This is a genomic window from Mesorhizobium sp. M0771 (assembly GCF_040320155.1).
Lineage (GTDB): Bacteria > Pseudomonadota > Alphaproteobacteria > Rhizobiales > Rhizobiaceae > Mesorhizobium.
This window is the reverse complement of the sequence record NZ_JAMYPC010000006.1, coordinates 115874-139899: the sequence shown is the minus strand read 5'-3', so window position 1 is coordinate 139899 and position 24026 is coordinate 115874. Positions and strand designations below refer to the sequence as shown.

Here is a 24026-nt window from a genome sequence, read left to right as displayed (position 1 = left end):
CTGGGCTCAGCGTCCTGGCTTTTCGCGCGCCAGCATAGCATCGGCGACCGCCAGTGCGTCCACGTTGATTGCGACATCGTGGACGCGAAACAGATCGGCGCCCTTCAGCCTCAGAATGACACTGGTGGCTACCGTCCCGGCGGCGCGCGCGCCGGCTTCGCGGCCGGTGACGGTGCCGATGAAGCGTTTTCTGGAGGTGCCGGCCATCAAGGGAAAACCGAGCTCCTTAAGCTCGGAAAACCGCGCCATCAGGTCGAGGTTTTCCTCAGCCGTCTCCTTGGCGAAGCCGAAGCCGGCATCGAGTACGATATGATCGTCCGCAACGCCGCTGCGCCTGGCGACTTCCAGCGAAGCCTTGAGGAACAAAAACTGGTCGGCGATGACGTCGGGCAGTTTTTGCCGCCCGCGCCCGGTATGCATGATGACCAGTCCGGCGCCGGTCTCGGCGGCGACGCGGGCGATGCCGGGTTCACGCTGCAAGCCCCAGACATCGTTGACGATATGCGCGCCGGCGGCGACGGCGAGGCGCGCGGTTTCCTCGCGATAGGTGTCGACCGAAATCAGGGCTTCGCCTGAACTGGCGAGCGCGGCGATGACCGGCAGGATGCGGGCCTGCTCTTCTTCAGGCGTCACGGGCGAGGCGCCGGGGCGCGTCGATTCCCCGCCGATATCGACGACGGCGGCGCCTTCTTCCACCATGCGGTGCGCCTGCGCCACCGCCTGGTCAGGCGTGATGAACAGTCCGCCATCCGAAAAACTGTCGGGCGTGACGTTGAGAATGCCGACCACAATGGCTTTCTCGCCAAGGTCGAGATGGCACTTATGCGCCAGTTGCCATCGCCTTGTCGTCATTGTCCTTCAACCATGTGTCTCATTGGCATGTGGCTCATTGGCATGTGGCTCATCGAGCGCTTGCAATCCATCAACGATGCGTGATCGGTGGAAGATCAATTCCGTTGCGCCGGCAACGGCCGTAAAGCAAGGTGAGTGAAGAGGCAACATGATGAAACGACCCCTGCTCTGCGCCCTGATGCTGGCTTTGACCGTCCTGCCGGCGAATGCTGCCAATCTGGTGAAGACCTACAGCTATTTTGCCATCGGCGGCAGCACGCTCGATGACATCGAGACGCAATTGTCGAAGCATGGACCCGAGGTGAAAAGCACCGGGATGCGGCATCCAGGCGCCACCCAGATGGCGTTCACCACCCGCATCAGCTACGCGCAAACCGCAGACACCTGCCGCATCGCCAAGGCCGCCGTTACCGTCAAGGTCAAGGTCATCCTTCCGGAGTGGCGCAGGCCGCGCAAGGCCGATCCCGATGTCAGGCTGTTCTGGGACACCCTGTCGGCCGACATCAAGCGCCATGAGGAGCGTCATGTCGAGATCGCCAAGAACCACGGCCGTCTGCTCGAAGACGCGCTGAACGCGAGCTTTGCGCAAAAGACCTGCGCCGGGGCAAAGGCGAAGGCGGCGCAGATCACCGCGGCCGAACTCGCCAGGCATGACCAGGACCAATTGCGCTTCGACCGCGTGGAAGGCGTGAATTTCGAAAGCCGCATCCTGCGGCTGCTGCGCTACCGCATGCAGCGCGTCGAGAACGGCCAGCTTCCGCCCGGCTGAAACACGGCGATACCAAGCCAATTCTGCCGAAACATGAGGCCAGCCCCAGAAAATTTTCGGGCATAGGTCGAAATCGGCCTATACGGGACGACATATGTCAGGCTCGCAAGATATGTCAGGCTGGCAAGGCGCGAGCTTCGAAACACCAGATCAAGACCAATTGAGGCGGCGCGTAGCGGAGCGGCCATTTGGCGCCGCGCAATCGCTCTCAAACTTTATGGATGAAATGATATGGACCAAGCTGTCGACAAGCCGGCTAGGCTGCCTCCCGCCGCACCGCTGACGGAAAGCGAGAAGAACGTCATCATCGCCGGCATCCTTTTGTCGATGCTGTTGGCGGCGCTCGACCAGACAATCGTCGCGCCGGCCATGCCGACCATCGGGCGTTCGCTCGGCCATGCCGACTACCTGCCGTGGATCGTGACCGGCTATCTCCTGACGGCGACGGCCATGGCGCCGCTCTACGGCAAGATTTCCGACGTCTATGGCCGCCGGCCGACCGTCTATGCGGCGATCCTGATCTTCCTTCTGGGATCGCTGGTCAGCGCCATGGCCCCCAACATGTTCGTGTTGGTTGTCGGCCGGGCGATCCAGGGTGCGGGCGGCGGCGGCCTGTTCGCCCTGGCGCAGATCGTCATCGGCGACCTCGTGCCGCCGCGTGAACGCGCGCGTTATGCCGCCTGGATTTCGGGCACCTGGGCTGTCGCCAGCATCGCCGGGCCTTTGCTCGGCGGCGGATTTGCCGAACATCTGCATTGGTCGCTGATCTTCTGGATCAATATCCCGCTCGGCATCTTGGCCATGGCCATCATCAACAAGCCGCTGCGCAAACTGCCGGTCGCCGCAAAGCGGCATCGCATCGACGCGCCGGGCGCGCTGCTTCTGGTGGTGGCGACGGCATTGCTGCTTTTGGCCCTCAACTGGGGCGGCAGCGCCTATCCATGGGTCTCCCGCGAGATCGTCGGCCTGCTCGCCTGTTCGGCGGTCTTCTGGGGTGCGTTCGCGCTCAGGCTGATGCGTGCGGCCGAGCCGCTGATTTCGCTTGAAGTGCTGAGCAATCCGATCGTGCTTGCCGGCACGGCGTCGATGTTCCTGCTGCAGGCCGCCAATATCGGCCTGTCGGTGTACCTGCCGGTCTATCTGCAGTCGATCATCGGCCTGTCGGTCAGCCAGTCGGGCCTTGCCATGCTCGGCCTGCTGCTCGGAACGGTCGCCGGCGCGACCTTCAGCGGCCGCACGATACCGCGCTTCTTCCACTACAAGCGTATCGCCATGGTCGGCGTTCTCTTCGCCATTATCTGTCTTGGCGTGCTCAGCCTGGTCGCCGGCCGCGCCTCGCTGCTGGTGGTCGAGCTCTTGACCATCTGCATCGGCCTTGGAAGCGGCACCACCTTCCCGGTCGCCACCGTATCGGTGCAGAACGCCGTCGACCGCGCGCATCTCGGCGTTGCCACCGGCGTGCTGACCTTCCTGCGTTCGCTGGGCAGCGCGCTCGGCGTCGCCATGCTCGGCGCGGTCGCGCTCGGCTATGGCCTGCCGCTTGCCGGCGAAGGCGCGCCGGCTGCCGGACAGATCGTCTCGGCGACGCCCTTCATGATGATCTTCCTTGCCGCGGCCGTCACGCTCGTGCTGGCGCTGATGACGCTGGCGCTGATGCCGGAGAAGTCACTGCGCGGCCGCGACGACGCCGAGGCGCCAGTCGTTCTGGTGGAGTGATTCGGAAAGCCCTGTAGGACCTACTCCACGACGCCGAGCTTCTTCTGCAGGCTGGTCGACGACGTCGTGTACTGGAAGACGATGCGCTCACCGGGGCTGATGATGCGCTTGGCGGCCTGCGCCATCAGCGCCACCTCGTGAAAACCCGACAGGATCAGCTTCAGCTTGCCTGGGTACCAGTTGATGTCGCCGACGGCAAAGATGCCTGGCACCGAAGTCTGGAATTTCTCGGTATCGACCGGGATGAGGTTCTCATGAAGGTTGAGCCCCCATTCGGCGATCGGGCCGAGCTTCATGGTCAGGCCGAAGAACGGCAGCATGCGCGTGCACGGCACCTCGATGTCGCCGTCAGGCCCGCCCTTGATGGTAGCAGAGGCCAGCTCGCCGTCGGCGCCGGTCAGGCCGCTCACCTGGCCGACCCGGAACTCCAGCTGCTTCATCTCCTGCATGGCATACATCTTGTTGACGCTGTCGGGCGCCGCCCTGAATTCCGCGCGCCGGTGGACCAGTGTCACGCTTTTTGCCACCGGCTGCAGGTTCAGCGTCCAGTCGAGTGCGGAATCGCCGCCGCCGACGATGACGAGGTCGTGGCCGCGGAATTCCTCCATACGGCGCACCGAATAGAAGACGCTCCTGCCCTCATAGGCCTCGATGCCGGGAATGGGCGGCCGTTTGGGCTGGAACGAGCCGCCACCGGCGGCGATCACCACCACCTTGGCTTCGAACACCTCGTTCTCGTCGGTGGTGACCCGAAATGAGCCGTCGTCCAGCTTTTCCAGGCTGGAGACCATGCGGTTGAAGGTAAAATCCGGCTTGAACGGGTGAATCTGCTCCAGCAGTCTGTCGACCAGCCCTTGCGCCGAGATCGAGGGCCAGCCTGGAATGTCGTAGATCGGCTTTTCCGGATAGAGTTCGGCGCATTGGCCGCCGGGCCGGTCGAGGATATCGATCAGATGGCACTTCATGTCGAAGAGGCCGAGTTCGAACACGGCGAACAGGCCGACCGGCCCCGCCCCGACAATGAGTGCGTCCGTCTTGATTACATCGGTCATGCCAGGCGAGCCTCATTGTCAAACTGGGGCGAAACTGGCGCGAGACTGCATGAGCATTGGCCCGCTGCCAAGCGGCGGCGGGAAAAATCAGATGGTACGGGAGATCAACCCTGGCGAGCCGGCACGCGCACGACGAGGCCGTCAAGCGCGTCGCGCACCTTGATCTGGCAGGACAGGCGCGAGTTCGGCTGGACGTCATAGGCAAAGTCCAGCATGTCCTCTTCCATCGCCTCCGGCTCGCCGACCTCGGCCGTCCAGGCTTCGTCGACATAGACATGGCAGGTCGCGCAGGCGCAGGCGCCGCCGCATTCTGCCTCGATGCCCGGCACCGCGCTACGGATCGCATTCTCCATGACGGTCGAGCCGTTTTCGGCCTCGACATCGAAAGGAGTGCCGTCATGGGCAATGAAGGTCAGCTTGGTCATTTGTCACCTGAAGGGAGTCCCAGCCGAGATAATCACTCCACCGGACAAGTCAACTGCGGCGCGAAAGCGCCGCTTTGTGACGTTTTTTCGGAAAGCTGGCCAAAGCACGCCCTGGCCCCGTCGATTCATCCCGGTGGCCGCTGCCGAGCGGCAGCCATTACCGGCTGATGGCGGCGATGAAATCGCGCACTTCCTCGATCAGGGTGCCGAGGCGCTTGAGGATGCGCGCATCTTCCGGCTGCTGTTCGATCGAGGTGGCGCAGTCGGCGATGGCAAAGGCGCCGACCCCGCGCGCCGAACCTTTCAGCCCATGCGCCAGAAGCAGTCGCTCCCTGACATCGGCATCGACTATTCTGTCGCGGACGGAAAGCGCCTGCTGTACGAACAGCGCCAATACCTCCTGTTCGAGGGCGCGATCCCCCATAGTCTGACGGGCCAGGTGGGCCAGATCCACTGGGCGCGAACGGGCCGGTCCCGACGCATCGCCGCCCGGCATTGAGAAGGCAATGCCGCTTTCACCGCGTACCAATTTGAAACTCCTTGTGCCGATCGCCGAAAAAACTAGGCGATTTCCGTCGCCAACGCGTTAATGAATGGGCTGGAAAATTGTTGCCGTTGAGGCGGTTAGATCACGTTGTCGTTAACCTTATATTTAAAGTTTTACGTATCTCGCGGAATGCATGTTTTCTTTACCCCTGTGTGTCATTACGATACGAAGGTCCATTTTCAGCCTCCTGCGTGGGATAAGACGAGCCAGAATCAGGCAAAAATAAGAAGTCCCTCGGCAGCTAGTACAGGGTAGCGAAGGCATGGCGAAGAAACCAACGACGACCAGAACTCTCGACAGCGACGTAGCCAGGGAACTCGAAAAGGCACTAGACCTCGATCTCAGCGGAGACGGCAGCGGCGATCTCGATATCGCGGCGTCGATGGAAGATCTGGAAGCGCAGATATCGCAGGCCGCGGACGAACTGGCGCGCGAAGGCCGCCCCCAGAAGCCCGCCCCCGCTCAAAACGCGCCCGTCCAACAAAACCAGAGTGCGAAGCCGGCAGCCAAGCCCGCCGAGTTGCGCCCGGTCGAATCGCGCAACAGCGCCCAGCCAGCCGGCTTCAAGCCGGCAAACGATGACCGCCAGAAAGATTACAAGACGCTGCTACACAGCCTCAACCGGCGCGCGTCTAGCACGATCTATTGGGTCGTGGCGTTCGTGTCGCTGGCCTGGATCGCCGGCGCCGGCGGCCTCGCCAATCTGCTGTTTGGCCCCAGCATCTGGAAAATTCGTACGTTCGATCAAATCCTGGCCCGCCCTGAACTGATCGGCCTAGCGATCGCGGCAATCATACCGGTCGTCCTGTTTTGGGCCTTCGCGGCGATGATCCGCCGCGCGCAGGAAATGCGCATTGCCGCGCAATCGATGACGGAGGTGGCTTTCCGCTTGGCGGAGCCGGAAAACCTCGCCCAAGACCGCGTGATGATGATCGGCCAGGCCGTTCGCCGTGAAGTGGCGGCGATGGGCGAAGGCATTGAGCGCACGCTGGCGCGCGCCGTCGAGCTCGAAACTCTGGTCCACAGCGAGGTCAACCAGATCGAACGCTCCTATTCGGAGAATGAATCGCGCATCCGGTCGCTGGTCGACGGGCTGGGCAGCGAGCGCGAAGCCGTCGTCACTCATGCCGAGCGTGTGCGCGCCTCGATCACCGGCGCGCATGAAACGCTGAAGGACGAGATCGGCGCCGCCTCCGACATTATTCGCGACTCTATCCTCAACGCGTCGACCAAGCTGTCGATGACGATCACGAATTCCGGCGACACGCTGATCGACCGCATCAATGAAAGCTCGATGTCGATCTTCGATTCCGTCGAAACCCGGCTGGATTCAATCACCGACAGGCTGTCGACGTCGGGCGAAGCCTTTGCTTCGCTGCTCGACACCCGCATCGCCAAGCTGACGGACACCACAGACGGCCTGACCCGGTCGCTGACCGACCTGCTCGACGACCGCACCACCGGTATGGTGTCGCTGCTCGGCGGCGCCGCCCGCACCCTGAGCTCGGAATTCGAGTCCAGCCTGAACGGCATCGAGCGGACACTGGCCGAGCGCGGCCAGGCGCTGATCAGCGAATTTCAGACCCGCGCCGAAGCACTCGATACCGGCACGCAGAAGCTCAACGCCGCGCTCGAGGCGCGCGCCCGCCAGATCAACGAAACGCTGGTCGAGCGCGCCCGCGAGATCGCCCACACCTTTGCCGAGAGCAAGGATCATTTGTCGGCCATGATCGATCAGGGCAAGACCCAGATCGGCGCCGACATGGCCGACATCGTCTCGTCGACCTCGTCGATGCTCGAAGCCCGCGCCAGCGATTTCGCCGGCCGCATGGAAGCCGCCCGCCATGTCGTGTCGCGCTCATTCGACACCGACATCCAGCGGCTTGCCGATGCCCGTGTCGGCATCGAGGACGCCGTCGAAAACCACAGCCGCAAGCTGTCCGAAAGCCGCGAACGCATGGCGGCTGCCATGCAGGCGGACCTGGCGAAGTTCGCCGAGGGCCGCGCCGGCATCGATGCGGCCGTAACGAACCAGGTGCAGAAGCTGGCCGAAGGCCGCAACCTGATCTCGCGCGCCCTGGAAGAGGATCTGCGCAAGGTCAACGAGTCGCGCGCCGCCATCGACGCGTCGCTGGGCAGCCATCTCGAGCGGCTTGAAGAAGGCCGCAACCGGCTCAACCAGGCTTTGCATGAAGACTCCGGAAAACTTGTGCAAGCCCGTACGATCATTGACGAAATGGTCGCCGGACATGTCGGTAAACTGGCCGAAGGCCGCAACATTCTGTCGCGCGCCCTGGAAGCCGATCTCGGCAAGCTCGCCGACAGCCGCGCCTCCATTGACGGGCTGGTCGCCGGCCAGGTTGAAAAGATCGCCGAAGGCCGCGCCATCCTGACCAAGGCGCTCGAAAATGACATTATCGGCATCAAGGGCGTGATCGAGAACCACTCGGCGAAACTGGCCGAGGACCGCACCGAACTCAGCAAGGCGCTGGAGAACGACCTGTCCGGCATCAGAGGCCTGCTCTCCGACCATTCGAGCCGGCTTGCCGACGATCGTGGCCTGTTGTCACAGACGCTCGAGGCCGACCTCGCCAAGCTCGCCGAGAGCCGGTCGAGCATCGACGGGCTAGTCGCCGGCCAGGTCGAGAAGCTGGCCGAGGGCCGCGATATCCTCAAGCGCGCGCTCGAAGCCGACCTCAACACCATCAAGGGCGCCATCGCGGGTCATTCCGACAAGGTGGCGGAAGAGCGCGGTCAGCTTTCCAAGGCATTGGAGGCCGACCTGCAAAATGTGAACAGCCTCATCGCCGACCACTCGAACCGGCTTGTTCAGGATCGTTCGACGCTATCCCAGGCGCTTAAGGATGACCTTCAGAATGTGAACAGCCTGATCACCGACCACTCGAGCCGGCTTGTCCAGGATCGTTCGACGCTATCCCAGGCGCTTCAGGACGATTTGCACAATGTCAGCGGCATCATGGCCGATCATCAAAACAGGCTCGTCCAGGACCGTTCGGCGCTCTCAAAGGCACTGGAAGACGACATCGCCAAGCTGGCGGAGAGCCGCTCCAACATCGATGGGCTGGTCGCCGGACAGGTCGAGAAGCTCGCCGAGGGCCGAGACATCCTCACACGGGCGCTCGAAGCCGATCTCAATGCGATCAGGAGCGCCATTGCCGACCAGTCGCAGAAGCTGAGCGAAAACCGTGGCGAGTTCGCACGGGTGTTGGAAGCGGATTTGGAAAATGTCAACAGCCTGATCGAGGGTCACAGCGACAAGCTCGTCCGGGATCGCGCGACGCTGTCGAAGGCTCTCGAGGACGACCTCGCCAAGCTGGCCGAGAGCCGGTCGAGCATCGACGGACTGGTCGCAGGCCAGGTCGAGAAGCTGGCCGAGGGCCGAGACATCCTGAAACGTGCGCTGGAAGCCGACCTGCAGAAGCTGTCGGCAAGCCGCGGTGAGGTTGACGACATCATCGCCGGCCATGTCGGCAAGCTGGCCGAAGGCCGCAACATGTTGACCCAGGCGCTGGAAGACGATCTGGCAAAGCTCGCCGACATACGCAAGGACGTCGACCGCTCTCTGTCGGGCCATATCGACCAGATTGCCGGCAGAAGCACCGATATCTCGGCGGCAATCGCTGCCGATGTCGAGAAAATCGAGCAGGCCTTCAGCAAGCAGACCGGCATCATCGAAGAGCGCGCCGGAACCATGGAGCGCGCGTTGTCGGTGGGTGTCGACAATGTCCGCAGCGTGCTTGAAAAGAGCGCCGTCTTCGTTGCCGGCGCGCTCCGTGAGAAGGTGATGGAAGTCACCAGCGCGCTGCACGAACAGGCCGGTGCTGCCTTCAGTGATGCCGACCGCAAGATCGCCGAGCGTGCCGAGCAGACCTCGGCCGCCCTTTTGGCCCGGGCCGAGGACATCGCCCGGACCTTCGAGGACGCGGATCGCCGTCTGCACGCCCGTGCCGAGGACACATCGAGCGCCCTGCTTGCTCGCGCCGAGGATACGACGAATGCCTTGCTTGCTCGCGCCGAAGACACGACGAGCGTGCTGCTTGCCCGGCATGACGAGACGTCGAACTCGCTGCTCGCCCGCGCCGAAGAAACGGCCGGACGGCTGGCTGCCCGCGCCGGCGAGATCGCCGGCACGTTCGACGCCGCCGACCAGAAGCTGGTCGCCCGCGCGGTCGAGACGGCGCAGTCGCTGGCCGACCGCGCCGGCGACATCCTGCGTAACTTCGAGGGTGCCGACCAGCGGCTGAGCATGCGCATCGGCGAATCCGCCGAAGCGCTGGCCGCCCGCGCCTCGGACCTTGGCCGCATCTTCGACGCCGCCGACCAACAGCTGATCTCGCGCATCGCCGAGGGTTCGGACGCGCTGTCAGCCCGCGCCACCGAGATCAGCCGCATCTTCGACGAGGCCGATCACCGCCTGGTGTCGCGCATCGCCGACTCCACTTCGACGATCGGCGAGCATGCCGACAACATCGTCGGCGCCTTCGCCAGCACCGAGCAGCGTGTTGCCGAACGTGCACGCCAGACCGGCCAGGAACTTGCCGTCCACGCCCGCGAGATGGAGCAGGCTCTTGCCGGCGCCGATGAGCGGCTGGCCGCGAGCGTTGCGTCCGCAGCTTCGCGCGTCGAGGAACAGGTCGCCAACGTCGAGAACCGCCTTCTTTATACGACGGAGACGATGGGCCAGAAGCTCAACGAGCAGGTTTCCAGCGCAGAAGCTCAGCTGATCTCGCGCGCCAACACGATTGCGGAGACTTTTACCGCGGTCGGCCAGCACATCGGCCAAAGCACCAACGACGCTGCCAAGACAATCGGCACCAATACCCGCGAGCTCAACACGATGCTGGCGGCGCGTTCGGCCGAGATGGCGAAGATCCTGGACGAAACCGCGCGGCCGCTGGTCGAGCGCTTCGCCCAGGGCGGCTCGGACCTGCAAAAGAGCATGGAAGAGGTCACCGAACGCGCGACCGAGAAGCTGCGCAGCGAAAATGCCGCCCTCGTCAACGCGCTCGCCAGCCGCACCGCCGAAACGCTGTCGGCCGTCGAAGGCGCGCGCTCGTCGCTCGCCGATAGCGTCGCCGACCTCATCGGCCGCATGAGCGTCTCCAGCTCGCAGCTTGGTGAGCTGATCGAACAGGCGGCGATCAACCTCGGCCAGGTTGACGAACGTCTGAGCGGCAGCACGCAAAGCTTCGCGGCAACCACCGAAAAGGCCGCGCAGACCTTCGCCAGCTCGGCACGCCTGGTCGATTCGAACACGACGCGGCTTACCGAACTGTCGTCGTCGACCCTGCGCGAAGTGGCCTCGATCGCCACCAAGTTCGACGAGCACAGCCGCTTGCTGTCCTCGGCTTCGGATCTGTTGAGCTCGGCGCAGAGCAATCTGGAGCACACGCTTGAGCGGCAATCGTCGCTCGAAGATCTCGCCGTCGGCCTGGTCAAGAAGTCGGAAGACCTCGAGAAGGTGATGCGTTCGTTCGAAAACCTTGTCGGCCAGACGATGCAGAATGCCGAAGGCAAGACGCTGGCATCAGCCGACAAGATCCGCATCGCCATAACGGAAGTGGTCGATTCGGCAACCAGCCGGTTCGCCGATGCGACCGAGGAGATGCGGCGCACCGCAAGCTCGATCAAGAGCGAGCTCGACCTCACCCGCGCCGAGCTCAAGAAGGGCGTCATCGAGATGCCGGAAGAGGCCAAGGAATCGACCTCGGCGATCCGCCGTGCCGTTGCCGAGCAGATCAACGCGCTCAAGGAACTTTCGGACATCGTTGCGAAATCGGGACGCGGCGGCGACAATGCCGAACCGCGCGCCCTGCGCCCGGCGCCGCAGGCGCCAGTGCAGCGCCCGGCCGAGCCGGTACGCCGCCCGCCGCCGGCGCCACAGCCGGAGCGCCCTGCTCCACAGGCGCCGCTCGGCGGCCTGCGTGGCACGCTCGATATCGAACGCCCTGCCGAAGCACCGCGCCAGCGCGACGCCAACGCCCGCACGCCGCAAGGCGGCTGGGTGCGCGATCTCCTGACCGGGGCATCGCGCGAGGAGGAAGTCGCCAGGCCGGCAGCGCCCGCGGAAGCACCGCGCGCAACTCCCGCCCAGCGCTCGCCGCTGCATGTCATGGAGTCGCTCAACTCGCTCTCGGTCGATATCGCCCGGGCGATCGACCACGACGCCTCTATCGAGCTGTGGAACCGCTACCGGCGCGGCGAGCGTGACGTGTTCACGCGCCGCCTCTACACGCTCAAGGGCCAGCAAACCTTCGATGAAATCCGCCGCAAATATCAGGCAGAGGCGGAGTTCCGCGCCGCTGTCGACCGCTACTGCGACGATTTCGAGAAGCTGCTCAAGGACGTCTCGCGCAACGACCGCGACAACATCATGGCGCAGACCTACCTGACGTCGGACACCGGCAAGGTCTACACCATGCTGGCCCATGCGAGCGGCCGTTTGCACTAGCTACGATTGCTGCATCAAAATGAAAAAGGCGGGAAATTTCCCGCCTTTTTCGTTTGTCATGGATCGAACAATGACGAGCGCAAAGAACTCAGGCTGCCCTTGCTGGCGCGATGGGCTGCAAGCTATGCCTCCAGCATGAGGAAATACGGTCGCACCTTTCATCTGCCGATATCGGTCGGAGCCACCAGCGACGACAAGGTCATGGCGTCGCTTGAAGGACTAAGGGTGGCTGATCTTGTGGTCACCGAGAAGATGGATGGAGAGAACACAACCCTTCATCGCGATGGCTCTCACGCGCGCAGTCCCGATAGCCGTTATCATCCATCCCGAGACTGGCTGAAGGCATTTGCAGCAAATGTTTCACCGCAACTTGCTGACGATGAACGGATTGTCGGCGAGAACCTCTATGCCCGACATTCGGTTGCGTATGATGCGCTGCCGTCATTTTTTCTTGGCTTTGCATGGATCATCGGGGCCGAAATTCAACCGTGGGATTTGACCCTGGCCCGGTTTGAGGAACTGGGCATCACTCCTGTTCCCACGCTCTATCGTGGGCCTTTCAGCCCCAACCTCTTCGATAATCTGGCTGCGTCCCTGGATAAGGCCAAGCAAGAAGGCTTTGTGGCTAGGGTTGCCGAAGCATTTGCTGAGGCAGACATGCCCATTCGCATGGGCAAATATGTACGGGCAGGACATGTCCAGAGTGAAACCCACTGGATGAAGGCAGAACTGATCACCAACCGTCTGCCAGGCGGCTAAGGTTCCTGGGTCTCAAGCGCCTCGCCGGGTTCGCTCAGATCACCGAATCCGTCCAGCCCACAATATCCTTCGCCGCCTCGCCGAAGGCGCTGTCGAGCGCGCTGACATAGGCCGGATTGCCGCTGCCCGAGACGGGAGCGGATGCGGTGAAGCTCTTCGAGGCGCGCACCTCGCCGTTGCGGTCGTTCAGGATGCGCACGAAGAGATTGACCTCGGCATGCTCGCCACCATTGACGCGGACTTCGAAGGAGCGGATCTCGACGATCACCTGGTAGTCGATCGCCAGCCCCTCGCCCGGCTTGCCGACGCCGGCAAAGCTTCCGGAGCGCTGGAAGGTTTCGGCGAGCCTCGCCTGCACGATCAGCGGCAGCCGGTCGGCCCATTGCGCGCCCTTGAGATACTGGATCGAGCGATCTGACGGCTTGATGACGATGTTCTGGCTGTCCAGCGCCTTGAGCGCGGATGGCTGGGCGATCAGGATCTGGCGGCGGCTGTGGCCATGGGCGTCGATCGACGGGGCGGACAGCTCGAACGTATCGAGCGGCGCCGGCTTGCCTCCCAATGCCGCGCAACCAGCCAGCGTCAGGCCAAGCAAAACGGCCGCCGATCTATACCCACCCAACCCGAACGTCACGCGTGATCCCCACTGTCCCCGGATCGTATGATGAATCCGCATCCGCGGTCCATGTAATTGCTGCGGGCGGGCACGGAAGTCAACGCCGTGCCCTGCCATCGAACTGCCGGACCTCGCCGTCGCCGCCCGACAGGATGCGCTGCGGGTTGCGGCTGAGATCGGTCACCGCCTCTTCGATGCGACTGATCGAACGCCGGCTGTCCTGGACCAGCGCCTCGACATTCGACAGGCCCTGGCCCGAGAAGCGCGCGATGTTGTCGGTGATCGTGCCAAGCCGGGCGTTCAGCGTGTCGGCGACCTGCTTGAACGACTTCAGCGTGTCCCTGGCATCGGCCATGACGCCGTCGGCCTGGCCCGAACCGAGCAGCGTATCGACCCTTTTCAGGATGCCGTCGACGCGCACCGAGGCATCGTTGAGGCGCGACGCAAGCTGTTTGGCGTCCTTGATCGTCTCGTCGATGTCGTCGGCCCGGTCGGCGAACTTGTCGGTCACCTTGGCGATGTCGGCGGCGGCCTTGTTGGCATTTTCGCTGGCCTTCTGAATGTTGGCGAGCGCCACGCGCACCTGCGCCGGATCGATGCCGTCGAGCACATTGTCGACCTTTGCCAGCGTGCCTTGCGTGCGCGTGGCGAAATCGTTGACCGAGCCGACCGCGGTATCGACGTTCTTGATCACTCCGTCGAGCTGTCCGCTGGTCTCCTTCAGATTGGCGGTGACGGCGTCCACATTGGCGACGATGCTCTTGATCTTGTCCTTGTCGACGGCATTGAGCAGGCCTTCGGCAGCCTTCAGCGTGCCGTCGAGCTTGCCGGAAACACCCTTCAGCTCATCCGACAGCGCGCTGACGGCGGTCAGGAACTTGTCGATGCCGTCGGCATTCCTGGCCAGCGCATCGGAAAATGTCTGGGCGTTCTTGACGGTCTGGGTCAGCGGCCCGCGCACATCCCTGGTGAAACCTTCTAGGTCGGAAAGCACCTTGTCGGCGCGGGTGAAGATGTTCTGCGCCGTCTGCAGCAGGTTGGTGACCGCTGACGGATTGGCGATGATCTCGGCCGTCCTGCCTTCCTTTGCCGCCTCTTCCAGCAGGTTCGGTTCCTTGGGATCGGCGCCCTTCAATTCGATGTTGACCTGGCCGGCAAGGCTGGCGATGCCGATATCGGCCTGCGTCGATTTGGTGAGCGGCGTTGTCTGGTCGATCTCGGTCGTAGCAATGGCGGCATTGGGGTCATTGCGGTCGAAATAGACGCGCTTGACCACCCCGACCTTGACGCCGTTGAACAGCACCAGACTGCCGGGGCCGAGGCCGGAGGCCGAACCCTGAATGCGCACGCGCAGCTCCGCCGTCTCGCCGCGATCACCGATCTGGGCGGTCCAATAGACGAACCCGAACGCCGCCAGGATCGCAGCCAGGGTGAAAATGCCGACAATTACGTAGTTGGCTCTGGTTTCCATTGCCCCACTTATGTCTATGCGCGCGCGGCAAGATCAAGTTGCCGAGCGCGTTTTCCGCGGAAATAGGATTTGACCCACGGTTCTTCGCTTTTCAGCATGTCGTCGATCGTGCCTTCGACCAGGATTTTCTTGTTGCCGAGCACCGCCACGCGGTCGCAAGCGGTAAACAGCGTGTCGAGATCGTGCGTCACCATATAGACCGTCAGATCCATCGTATCGCGCAACTTCACCACCAATTCGTCGAATTCGGACGCGCTGATCGGGTCGAGGCCGGACGTCGGCTCGTCGAGGAAGACGATGTCGGGGTCGAGCGCCAGCGCCCGCGCCAGGGCGGCGCGCTTGATCATGCCGCCCGAAAGCTCCGAGGGAAATTTTTGCGCGGCGTCCGGCGGCAGGCCGACCAGTTCGATCTTGAGCAAGGCCAGCTCGTCCATCAGTTTCTTCGGCAGATCGAGATATTCGCGCATCGGCACCTGCACGTTTTCCTGCACGGTCAACGCCGAAAACAGGGCGCCGTGCTGGAAAAGCACGCCAAGGCGCATGTCGATGCGCAACCGCTCGATGTCGCTGGCCTTTTCGAGGTCGAGACCAAACAGCTTGATCGTGCCGGACTGCTTGTGCAGCAGGCCGAGAATCGTGCGCAGCAGCACCGATTTGCCGGCGCCCGAGGCGCCGACGAAACCGAGGATTTCGCCGCGCTTGATGTCGAGCGCCAGTTTGTCGAGGATCAGCTTGTCGTCCAGGGCAACGGTGATATCGCGCACCGACAGCACGATATCGTCTTCTTCCATTCCCTGCACAGCCTTGGTCGCCTTTGAGTTTCTGCGCATCATGTCAGAACTCGATCGATGCGTAGAAGATGGCAAAAAGGCCATCGAGGATGATGACGACGAAGATCGATTTCACAACCGAGGCGGTGACGTGCAGACCCAGCGATTCGGCGCTGCCGCCGACCTTCATGCCTTCTACGGAAGCAATGGTGCCGATGATCATGGCCATGAACGGCGCCTTGATCAGCCCGGCGAAGATGGTGCTGATATCGATTGCCCCGCGCAGCCGGTCGATGAAGGCCGTCGGCGCAATACCGGAATAAAGCCAGGCGGCTAGGATGCCGCCGCCAAGAGCGGCAAAATTGGCGACGATGGTGAGACAGGGCAGCGCGATCACCAGCGCCACCAGGCGCGGAAACACCAGCACGCCGATCGGGTTGAGGCCGATGACCTTCAGCGCGTCGACCTCCTCGCGCATCTTCATCGAGCCGATCTCGGCGGTGATGGCGCTGCCGGAGCGGCCGGCGATCATGATGGCGGTCATCAGCACGCCGAGTTCGCGCAGGATCAGCACGCCGACCAGATCGACAACGAAAATGTTGGCGCCGAAATAATTGAGCTGGTAGGCGCCCTGCTGGGCGACGATGGCGCCGACGATCGCCGACATCAGCACCACCACGGGGATGGCGCCGACCCCCATGCGATCGATCTGGTTGAAGATCGCCGCCGGATTGATGGCATGGCCGCGCCCGAGCTTCATCTGGGCGCCGCCGATGGTGGCGCCGAGGATGTTCATCGAGGCGAGGAAGTCGTCGCGCATCTCATAGATGCGGCGGCCGACCGCCTCCAGCCCGCGGAGGATGACGTTGGGGCGCCGGACGCCGCGCGATTCGGGCTCGCGCCGGACAGCTTCGCCAACGGCGCCGAGCAGGATCGAGGCGACATCGCTTTGCCCCTGCATCTTGATCTCGACACCCTTCTTTTCGAAGACACTGACCAGGCGATCGATCAGCCAGGCGCCGGCGGTGTCCATCTTCTCGATGTGGGAAAGATCCAAAGCGAGCGTCTGGAAGCCTTTGCGCTGCTCGATCTTGCGCATCTCGGCGTCGATCAGCGCCACTGTCGTCGTCGTCCAGATGCCGGAGAAAGCGCAGCGGAGGACGCCGCCCTCCTCGCCGACCGCAACGCGGGGCTGGTGGTCGGCCTCCTTGGCGGCGTTGCCGCTTGCGTCGCGTTTGCCGATGGTCAACATGGCGTCCTGTTTAGCCTGACGGGTCGTACCTGTCGATTTGCCGACGACGCGTTGTCGCATAGCCGGAGCAGAAAATTATGGCGCGTGTCATTTCGGTTGAGGCCGAGCGTTTTCCCATTGCCGGCACCTTCACCATCTCGCGCGGGTCGAAGACCGAAGCCGAAGTCATTACCTGCACGATCAGTGATGGGGACAATCGCGGATGGGGCGAATGCGTCCCCTACAAGCGCTATGGCGAGACCATGGAGGGGGTGCGCGACGCCATCGAGGCCATGCGCCGGCAGATAGAAGGCGGCATCAGCCGCAAGGAACTGCTCGATGCGATGCCGGCGGGTGCTGCCCGCAACGCCATCGATTGCGCCTTGTGGGACCTGGAGGCCAAGATCAGCGGCGTTGCGGTCGCGGACGCCATCCACGTTGTGCCCTTGTCGGCGCTGGAGACGGCCTACACGCTGTCGCTGGGCGAGCCGGAGGCAATGGCGGCGCAAGCCCGCGCCAATGCCGGGCGGCCGCTGCTCAAGGTCAAGATTGGCGGCGACAACGACATGGCCCGCATCCGCGCCGTGACCGAAGCGGCGCCCGACAGCCGCATCATCCTCGACGCCAATGAAGGCTGGATCGATGCCAACATCATCGAGAATCTCGCTTTCGCCGCCGAACATGGCATAGCCCTGATCGAACAGCCGCTTCCCGCCGGCCATGATGCCATCCTGCGCCACATCGCGCATCCGGTGCCGATCTGCGCAGACGAAAGCGTCCACGAGGCGAAGGACCTCGAAACGCTTGTCGGCCTCTATGACGCCGTCAACATCAAGCTCGACAAATCCGGCGGCCTGACCGCCGCCCTTACCCTTCGCAACCGCGCCCGGGAGCTGGGATTCGGCGTGATGGTCGGCTGCATGGTCGGCACGTCGCTGGCGATGGCGCCGGCAGTGCTTTTGGCGCAAGGCGCCGACTTCGTCGACCTCGACGGTCCGCTGCTGCTTGCCCGCGACCGCCAGCCCGGCCTCGTGTACCAGGGGTCGCTGGTGTCACCGCCTGACAGGATGCTGTGGGGCTGAACGCGCGGCGAGCCCGATCAGCACCAGGCCGACGATGGCGATCGGGATCATCGCCAGGAAGCCGTCGACGCCGTAGCGCTCGTAAAGCGGGCCGGACGCCAGCGTCACCGCCGCCATGAAGAAGCCGTTGAAGAAATAGGCAATGCCTTGCGCCGCACCCGTGCGTTCTTCCGAAACCGTTTCGCCGATCATCTTCTGCAGGCCGATCAACACCATCGCCACCGACACCGAATGCAGGGTCTGGACGCCGAAGAAACCGGCAACGCCAAGCCCGAGTGGCCAGATCAACGGAAAGGCGATCCAGCGCACGATGGAGCCGACGCCGGCGATCAGCATCACCTTGACGACTGAGACGGAGGCAAAAATACGGTTGAAAAACACGAACATGCAGACCTCGGCCACTACGCCCCAGGCCCACAGCAGGCCAACGACGGAATCGCTGATGCCGACCGATTTCCAGTAGATGGAGACAAAGCCGTAAAGGAAGGCATGGCTGGCGGTGATGATGCCGACGCCGAGGGTGAAATACAGGAAATACGGATTGAGAAGGCTCGGCGCCTGATGCTGGATATCGGCGGCAGATAGCGGCGAAGCGCGGCGCGGGCGGCCAAGCCGCGGCGCCAGCAATCCGGCGACGAGCGCGGCACACAATGCCGCAAAGATGATTACCGGCACGGCCTGCGGGCTCGTCCAGGCGAGGATAAAGCCGCCTGCGACATTGGCGCAGAGATAGGATATCGAGCCCCATTTGCGCATCGCGGTGTAGTTCGAGCCGAAGCGGCGCACACCCGACAGCGCGAGCGAATCGGCGATCGGCGAATGCGGCGTCCACACCACCGTCAGCGCCAGCGATACGGCAAGCACCGCCGCATAGGTGGGAGTGAGGAAATAGCCGGCGGAAAGCACCATCGTCGCGGCCACCAGCGCAATATAGACATCGGCCCTGTCCTTCGCCCGGTCCGCCAGCGCGGTCAGCAGCGGCGTCGTCACCACGCGCAGGAACATCGGCGCCGCCAGGATGATGGCGATCTGCTCGGCGTGGAAACCCTGGGCATGCAGCCACAGCGGGAAATAAGGCACATGCGTTCCCAGCGACACGAATAATGTCGCGAAGATCAGACTCATGCGCAGTTCGAAATGGCGCGGCTTGACGAGTTGTTCGGGCGAGAGCGGCGGCAGCGACATGAATCGATCCAATTACGCTGCACAAAGGGCTGCAACGCAGATCGATCCCTTAACATGCGCGAAAGCGGTCCGAAACTGCCTGGGCCAGTCGATTAACAGGAGGGTTATGCCGCTTCGACGACCCTGTCTTCGATCAGCAAGGGGATGAGCGGCTCGTCCGGTGCTTCGGGCAGCACCAGCGCCCAGTGGATGATCTCCATCTTGCCGTCGAAATGTTCGACCACCGCCGTGCAGCTCTCCACCCAGTCGCCAGTGTTGATGTACTGCACATCCTCATAAGTCTCGATCGCGGCGTGATGGATGTGGCCGCAGATGACGCCGTCGACATGCGAGCGGCGGGCCTCCTCGGTCAGCACCGTCTGGAACGAGCCGATGAAGTTCACCGCCTTCTTGACCTTGACCTTGGCCCAGGACGAGAACGACCAGTAGGGAAGGCCGAGCATATGGCGGAGCCTCGTCACCACGCGGTTGACCACCATCGCGGCGTCATAGGCGTAGTCGCCGAGGTAGGCCAGCCAGCGTGCATTGTGGACGACGGTATCGAACTGGTCGCCGTGGATGACCAGCAGGCGCCTGCCATCGGCGGTTTCGTGGATGGCGCGGTCGGCAACGACGATGCCGCCGAAATGCACGCCTTGGAACTGGCGCGCGAATTCGTCGTGATTACCGGCGATATAGGTGATCGAGGTGCCCTTGCGCGCCTTGCGCAGCAGTTTCTGGACGACGTCATTGTGGCTCTGCGGCCAATGCCAGCTGCGCCGCAGCCGCCAGCCGTCGACGATGTCACCGACGAGATAGATGATATGGGCGTCGTGATACCGCAGGAAATCGATCAGGAACTCGGCCTTGGCCGCCTTCGATCCGAGATGCAGGTCGGATATGAACATGCTGCGGAAAGTGCGGGTTTCTGTACCGGACATCAGATCGTCACCGTTGCTTTCGCGCAGGCTATGCCCCGATTCATGCAACAACCGTATGACGGTTGCGATTGGGCCAGCCAAAGGGCTAGCGTGCCGCGCCATTCACAGGAGAAAATCGTCATGGATCTTGGCATCAAGGGCAAGAAGGCCATCGTCTGCGCATCGAGCAAAGGGCTTGGCCGCGGCTGCGCCACGGCGCTGGCCGAGGCCGGCTGCGATCTCGTTGTCAACGGCCGCAATGCCGAGCTGCTGGCAAAAACCGCAGCCGAACTGCGCGAACGCTACGGCGTGAAGGTGACCGAGATCGTCGGCGACGTCTCGAAACCCGAGGTGCAGAAGGCAATCCTGGCCGCCTGCCCCGACCCGGATATCCTGGTCAACAACAATGGCGGCCCGCCCTTGCGCGATTTCCGCGAACTCGACCGCGCAAAGATCCTCGAAGGCGTGACGCAGAACATGGTGACGCCGATCGAACTGGTGCAGGCCGTGATCGACGGCATGGCCAAGCGCGGCTTCGGCCGCATCGTCAATATCACCTCGCTGTCGGTCTACGTCCCGATTCCCGGCCTCGATCTGTCGTCCGGCGCGCGAGCCGGGCTGACCTCGTTCCTGGCCGGCGTGGCGCGCACGGTGGTCGACCGCAACGTCACCATCAACAGCCTGCTGCCGGGCAAGCTCGACACCGACCGGCTGCGCGGCCCGCATGAGGCCGGCACGATAGAAGACCCGGCAGCGGCCGCTGCGCGCAAGACCCGCATCAGCGCCGACGTTCCGGCCAAGCGGCTCGGCACGCCGGAAGAGTTCGGCCAGATCTGCGCCTTCCTGTGCTCGGTCCATGCCGGCTATCTCACCGGTCAGAACATCCCGGTCGATGGCGGCCTCTATGTCAGCGCGTTCTAAAGGGCTCAGTGCATCCTCAGCAGGATTTCCGCGCAACCGATTGAAATAATTCGGTCTTTTAGGCCCCGGTTGTTTTAGCCGCCCTTGCGTCATTTGGCGTCGCGAAAAACCATTTTTGCGTGCTAAAAGGCTGCAAAGCAGGTTTGAGGGAGCGGCCGCATGGAAGGCGAGAACAAGAAAACGGCACGCTCGGACCTCGACGAAGCCGCCCTCTACTTCCATAAGCATCCAAGGCCGGGAAAGCTCGAGATCCAGGCGACCAAGCCACTCGGCAACCAGCGCGATCTGGCGCTGGCCTATTCGCCTGGTGTTGCCGCCCCCTGCCTCGAAATCCGCGACGATCCGGCGACCGCCGCCGACTACACGGCGCGCGCCAATCTGGTCGGCGTCGTCTCCAACGGCTCGGCCGTTCTCGGCCTCGGCAATATCGGCCCGCTCGCCTCCAAGCCGGTGATGGAAGGCAAGGCGGTGCTGTTCAAGAAATTCGCCGGCATCGACGTCTTCGACATCGAGATCGATGCGCCGGGCATAGAGCGCATGGTCGAGACGATCTCGGCGCTGGAACCGACTTTCGGCGGCATCAATCTCGAGGACATCAAGGCGCCCGAATGCTTCGAGGTCGAGGCGCAGTTGAAGGCCCGCATGGGCATTCCCGTCTTCCATGACGACCAGCATGGCACCGCCATCATCGTCGCCGCCGCCGTGCTCAACGGGCTGGAATTCGCCGGCAAGAACATTTCGGACATCAAGATCGTCACCTCAGGCGCCGGTGCGGCAGCGCTCGCCTGCCTCAACCTGTTGGTCTCGCTTGGCGCCAAGGTAGAGAATATCTGGGTCACCGACCGCTTCGGCGTCGCCTACAAGGGCCGCACCGACGAGATGGATCGCTGGAAAGACCCCTATGTGAAGGACACCGAGGCGCGCACGCTGGCCGATGTGATCCCTGGCGCCGACGTTTTTCTCGGCCTGTCGGCCGCCGGCGTGCTGAAGCCGGAATTGCTTGAGCATATGGCGCCTAAGCCGTTGATCCTGGCGCTGGCCAACCCCAATCCCGAGATCATGCCGGAGGTCGCGCGCGCCGCCCGTCCCGACGCGATGATCTGCACCGGCCGTTCCGATTTTCCCAATCAGGTCAACAACGTGCTTTGTTTTCCTTACATCTTTCGCGGCGCGCTGGATTGCGGCGCCAGCGCCATCAACGAGGAGATGAAGATGGCCGCGGTTCGGGCGATCGCCGCGCTTGCCCGCGAAGAACCATCCGACGTCGCCGCCCGCGCCTATTCCGGCGAGACGCCGATCTTCGGACCCGACTTCCTTATCCCCTCGCCCTTCGATCCCCGCCTGATCCTGCGCATCGCGCCGGCGGTGGCCAAGGCTGCCTGCGACACCGGCGTCGCGACCCGGCCGATCACCGACTTCGCCGCCTATATCGACCAGCTCAACCGCTTCGTCTTCCGCTCCGGCCTGGTGATGAAGCCGGTGTTTTCGTCGGCCAAGGCGTCGACCGCCAAGCGCGTCATCTATGCCGACGGCGAGGACGAGCGCGTGTTGCGCGCAGCCCAGGTGGTGCTGGAGGAAGGCATTGCCGAGCCGATCCTGATCGGCCGCCCGCACGTCATCGAGGTCAGGCTGAAGCGCTACGGCCTGCGTATCAAGCCGGGCGTCGATTTCGGCCTGATCAACCCGGAAGACGATCCGCGCTACCGCCATTATGTCGACCTGTTGATCGAGCTTGCCGGTCGGCGCGGCGTGACGACGGAGGCCGCGCGCACCATGGTGCGCACCGACAATACGGTGATTGCGGCACTGGCCCTCAAACGCGGCGACGCCGACGCCATGATCTGCGGCCTTGAGGGCCGTTTCGAGCGGCATCTGCGCAATGTGACGCTGGTCATCGGACCACGCGCGGGCGTCAAGGACCGCGACCTGTCGACGCTGTCGATGCTGATCTCGCAGCGCGGCATCATCTTCCTCACCGACACCCATGTCTCGGTCGACCCGACGGCCGAGGAAATCGCCGAAATGACCATATTGGCGGCGGAGGAAATCCAGCGCTTCGGCATCGAGCCGAAGGCAGCGCTGCTGTCGCATTCGGATTTCGGCTCGCGTGATTCTCCCAGCGCGCTGAAGATGCGGCAGGCAGCGGCGATCCTGGCGCGCGTTGCGCCCGACCTGCAATGCGACGGCGAGATGCATGCCGATTCAGCCCTGTCGGAGCATCTGCGCCAGCGCGTCTATCCGCATTCGCGGCTGAAGGGCGAAGCCAATCTCCTGGTGTTCCCCAACCTCGACTCCGCCAACATCACGCTGACCGCGCTGCGCACGATGATGGACGCGCTGCATGTCGGGCCGATCCTGCTTGGCACCGACAAGCCGGCGCATATTTTGACGCCGTCGGTGACCTCGCGCGGCGTCGTCAACATGACGGCGCTTGCGGTGGTCGAGGCGGCGCACAAGGCGCAGGCGGTGGTTGATTTCAACTGACGCCGTCAGGCAGGCACGAAACGGTAATACCCGGTCTGCGTGAAGGCAAACAACGTGTCCTCCTCGCGGGCGCCCGCCCCGATATTGTGGATGACCAGCGCTCGTTCCGGCACGTCCGCCGAGCGTTCGGATGAGACGATGACGATGTGCGGCAGGTTGCCGGGCAGCATCTGGGTGACGATATCGCCCGGCTGAAAGTCGGGAGGATACTCGCTGGCGGGCAAGGAAACTCCGTTGCGCCCGAAAAAAGCGGCAAGATTGCCGACCCGTCGGTGGTCGATGTTGCGGTCGGTCGCTTTCAGGCCCCAGGTCTTGGGATAGGCGGCGAAATTGGCGGCCATATCCTCATGCACCAGTTTCTGCAGGTCGAGATTGAAGGCGCGGCGATAGGCGCGCACGATGACATCCGTGCACACGCCCCTATCCGGCGCGACGTCGCCGCCGGGATAGCCGAGGCGGACATAGGCCGGGTCGTAGAAGGTGGTGACGCCGACCTGCTCACGCGCGGCTTCGACCAATTTGCTGCGCCAGTCCGGAGCGGCTGGATTTTCCTGCGCCCGGGCGGCGGGCACCGCCAGGCACAACAGACCGAACTGCAGCGCGGTTCGACGGGTAATCGCGATCATGCCAGCTCCCCGGGGCATTGCTGGATCGTGGGATAATTCCGGGGCGATTGCGCCTTTTTCATGCAGCGGTGAGATCGCACAGTTGCCGCTCTATCCAAACGCCTCCTGCAACGCGTCTATGGGCTAAGACCATCTTTGGTTGTAGATTG

The 24026-nt window shown here is 63.4% G+C and carries 18 protein-coding genes; 7 read left to right on the top strand and 11 right to left on the bottom strand.

The features are described from left to right. Positions 1-6: 6 nt before the first annotated feature. Positions 7-852 (bottom strand): dihydropteroate synthase, encoded by an 846-nt coding sequence (gene folP, locus NKI05_RS11765; protein WP_023673503.1) that lies wholly within the window; start codon positions 850-852, stop codon positions 7-9. 148 nt (positions 853-1000) lie between these two features. On the opposite strand from folP, the gene NKI05_RS11760 reads away from it, so the two are divergent. Next, positions 1001-1621, top strand: coding sequence for a DUF922 domain-containing Zn-dependent protease (locus NKI05_RS11760; RefSeq protein ID WP_023728091.1), 621 nt, complete (start codon positions 1001-1003; stop codon positions 1619-1621). 231 nt (positions 1622-1852) lie between these two features. Next, positions 1853-3337 (top strand): MDR family MFS transporter, encoded by a 1485-nt coding sequence (locus tag NKI05_RS11755; RefSeq protein WP_023685984.1) that lies wholly within the window; start codon positions 1853-1855, stop codon positions 3335-3337. A 20-nt stretch (positions 3338-3357) separates the two neighbouring features. Here NKI05_RS11755 and NKI05_RS11750 read toward each other — a convergent pair whose 3' ends face one another. The 3 genes from NKI05_RS11750 to NKI05_RS11740 all read right to left on the bottom strand — a co-directional run bounded on the left by NKI05_RS11750 (position 3358) and on the right by NKI05_RS11740 (position 5310). Beyond that, positions 3358-4389 carry an NAD(P)/FAD-dependent oxidoreductase gene (locus NKI05_RS11750; protein ID WP_023673506.1) on the bottom strand — a complete coding sequence of 344 codons (1032 nt, stop codon included), beginning with the start codon at positions 4387-4389 and terminating at the stop codon, positions 3358-3360. Positions 4390-4493: 104 nt separating this feature from the next. Next, on the bottom strand, positions 4494-4814 hold the full coding sequence (locus tag NKI05_RS11745) for a 2Fe-2S iron-sulfur cluster-binding protein (RefSeq protein ID WP_023673507.1): 321 nt from the start codon (positions 4812-4814) through the stop codon (positions 4494-4496). Positions 4815-4971: 157 nt separating this feature from the next. Beyond that, positions 4972-5310: an Hpt domain-containing protein gene (locus NKI05_RS11740; protein ID WP_023688665.1), complete on the bottom strand. Its 339-nt coding sequence runs from the start codon at positions 5308-5310 to the stop codon at positions 4972-4974. 313 nt (positions 5311-5623) lie between these two features. Here NKI05_RS11740 and NKI05_RS11735 point away from each other — a divergent pair, with 313 nt between their 5' ends. After that, positions 5624-11833: an apolipoprotein A-IV repeat region-like domain-containing protein gene (locus NKI05_RS11735; RefSeq protein WP_352792380.1), complete on the top strand. Its 6210-nt coding sequence runs from the start codon at positions 5624-5626 to the stop codon at positions 11831-11833. A 6-nt stretch (positions 11834-11839) separates the two neighbouring features. Then, complete coding sequence (locus tag NKI05_RS11730) at positions 11840-12592, top strand: RNA ligase family protein (RefSeq protein ID WP_023816580.1); 753 nt, start codon at positions 11840-11842, stop codon at positions 12590-12592. Between the two features lie 34 nt (positions 12593-12626). On the opposite strand, the gene NKI05_RS11725 is transcribed toward NKI05_RS11730, so the two are convergent. From NKI05_RS11725 to NKI05_RS11710, 4 genes are read right to left on the bottom strand one after another with little or no spacing between them, the layout of a single operon-like run. After that, positions 12627-13268, bottom strand: coding sequence for an ABC-type transport auxiliary lipoprotein family protein (locus NKI05_RS11725; protein ID WP_502881984.1), 642 nt, complete (start codon positions 13266-13268; stop codon positions 12627-12629). 37 nt (positions 13269-13305) lie between these two features. Continuing rightward, complete coding sequence (locus tag NKI05_RS11720; protein ID WP_023690141.1) at positions 13306-14679, bottom strand: MlaD family protein; 1374 nt, start codon at positions 14677-14679, stop codon at positions 13306-13308. A 14-nt stretch (positions 14680-14693) separates the two neighbouring features. Continuing rightward, entirely contained in the window at positions 14694-15512 is an 819-nt protein-coding gene (locus NKI05_RS11715) for an ABC transporter ATP-binding protein (RefSeq protein ID WP_023684944.1), read from the bottom strand. Between the two features lies 1 nt (position 15513). Beyond that, entirely contained in the window at positions 15514-16701 is a 1188-nt protein-coding gene (locus NKI05_RS11710) for an MlaE family ABC transporter permease (RefSeq protein WP_352792379.1), read from the bottom strand. 77 nt (positions 16702-16778) lie between these two features. Between NKI05_RS11710 and dgcA the strand changes: the two genes are divergently transcribed. Then, positions 16779-17762: an N-acetyl-D-Glu racemase DgcA gene (gene dgcA, locus NKI05_RS11705; protein WP_023690143.1), complete on the top strand. Its 984-nt coding sequence runs from the start codon at positions 16779-16781 to the stop codon at positions 17760-17762. Here the strand turns inward: dgcA and NKI05_RS11700 are convergent. Then, complete coding sequence (locus tag NKI05_RS11700; protein ID WP_352792378.1) at positions 17733-18947, bottom strand: MFS transporter; 1215 nt, start codon at positions 18945-18947, stop codon at positions 17733-17735. The two genes, dgcA and NKI05_RS11700, sit on opposite strands and share 30 nt — an antisense overlap. A gap of 104 nt (positions 18948-19051) precedes the next feature. Continuing rightward, entirely contained in the window at positions 19052-19867 is an 816-nt protein-coding gene (locus NKI05_RS11695; protein WP_023669040.1) for a UDP-2,3-diacylglucosamine diphosphatase, read from the bottom strand. A 120-nt stretch (positions 19868-19987) separates the two neighbouring features. Between NKI05_RS11695 and NKI05_RS11690 the strand changes: the two genes are divergently transcribed. Then, on the top strand, positions 19988-20767 hold the full coding sequence (locus tag NKI05_RS11690; RefSeq protein ID WP_023816575.1) for an SDR family oxidoreductase: 780 nt from the start codon (positions 19988-19990) through the stop codon (positions 20765-20767). A 159-nt stretch (positions 20768-20926) separates the two neighbouring features. After that, the gene (locus tag NKI05_RS11685; RefSeq protein ID WP_023816574.1) at positions 20927-23251 is read left to right on the top strand and encodes an NADP-dependent malic enzyme; all 2325 of its coding nucleotides are present in this window, start codon (positions 20927-20929) and stop codon (positions 23249-23251) included. A 5-nt stretch (positions 23252-23256) separates the two neighbouring features. Here NKI05_RS11685 and NKI05_RS11680 read toward each other — a convergent pair whose 3' ends face one another. Continuing rightward, positions 23257-23877 (bottom strand): DUF1287 domain-containing protein, encoded by a 621-nt coding sequence (locus NKI05_RS11680; RefSeq protein WP_023816573.1) that lies wholly within the window; start codon positions 23875-23877, stop codon positions 23257-23259. Positions 23878-24026 lie beyond the last annotated feature (149 nt).

Bases quoted from the DNA above. Each gene is read 5' to 3' on its own strand.
- folP (WP_023673503.1), bottom strand. From the start codon at position 852: ATGACGACAAGGCGATGGCAACTGGCGCATAAGTGCCATCTCGACCTT.
- NKI05_RS11760 (WP_023728091.1), top strand. From the start codon at position 1,001: ATGATGAAACGACCCCTGCTCTGCGCCCTGATGCTGGCTTTGACCGTC.
- NKI05_RS11755 (WP_023685984.1), top strand. From the start codon at position 1,853: ATGGACCAAGCTGTCGACAAGCCGGCTAGGCTGCCTCCCGCCGCACCG.
- NKI05_RS11750 (WP_023673506.1), bottom strand. From the start codon at position 4,389: ATGACCGATGTAATCAAGACGGACGCACTCATTGTCGGGGCGGGGCCG.
- NKI05_RS11745 (WP_023673507.1), bottom strand. From the start codon at position 4,814: ATGACCAAGCTGACCTTCATTGCCCATGACGGCACTCCTTTCGATGTC.
- NKI05_RS11740 (WP_023688665.1), bottom strand. From the start codon at position 5,310: ATGCCGGGCGGCGATGCGTCGGGACCGGCCCGTTCGCGCCCAGTGGAT.
- NKI05_RS11735 (WP_352792380.1), top strand. From the start codon at position 5,624: ATGGCGAAGAAACCAACGACGACCAGAACTCTCGACAGCGACGTAGCC.
- NKI05_RS11725 (WP_502881984.1), bottom strand. From the start codon at position 13,268: ATGCGGATTCATCATACGATCCGGGGACAGTGGGGATCACGCGTGACG.
- NKI05_RS11720 (WP_023690141.1), bottom strand. From the start codon at position 14,679: ATGGAAACCAGAGCCAACTACGTAATTGTCGGCATTTTCACCCTGGCT.
- NKI05_RS11715 (WP_023684944.1), bottom strand. From the start codon at position 15,512: ATGATGCGCAGAAACTCAAAGGCGACCAAGGCTGTGCAGGGAATGGAA.
- NKI05_RS11710 (WP_352792379.1), bottom strand. From the start codon at position 16,701: ATGTTGACCATCGGCAAACGCGACGCAAGCGGCAACGCCGCCAAGGAG.
- dgcA (WP_023690143.1), top strand. From the start codon at position 16,779: ATGGCGCGTGTCATTTCGGTTGAGGCCGAGCGTTTTCCCATTGCCGGC.
- NKI05_RS11700 (WP_352792378.1), bottom strand. From the start codon at position 18,947: ATGTCGCTGCCGCCGCTCTCGCCCGAACAACTCGTCAAGCCGCGCCAT.
- NKI05_RS11695 (WP_023669040.1), bottom strand. From the start codon at position 19,867: ATGTCCGGTACAGAAACCCGCACTTTCCGCAGCATGTTCATATCCGAC.
- NKI05_RS11690 (WP_023816575.1), top strand. From the start codon at position 19,988: ATGGATCTTGGCATCAAGGGCAAGAAGGCCATCGTCTGCGCATCGAGC.
- NKI05_RS11685 (WP_023816574.1), top strand. From the start codon at position 20,927: ATGGAAGGCGAGAACAAGAAAACGGCACGCTCGGACCTCGACGAAGCC.
- NKI05_RS11680 (WP_023816573.1), bottom strand. From the start codon at position 23,877: ATGATCGCGATTACCCGTCGAACCGCGCTGCAGTTCGGTCTGTTGTGC.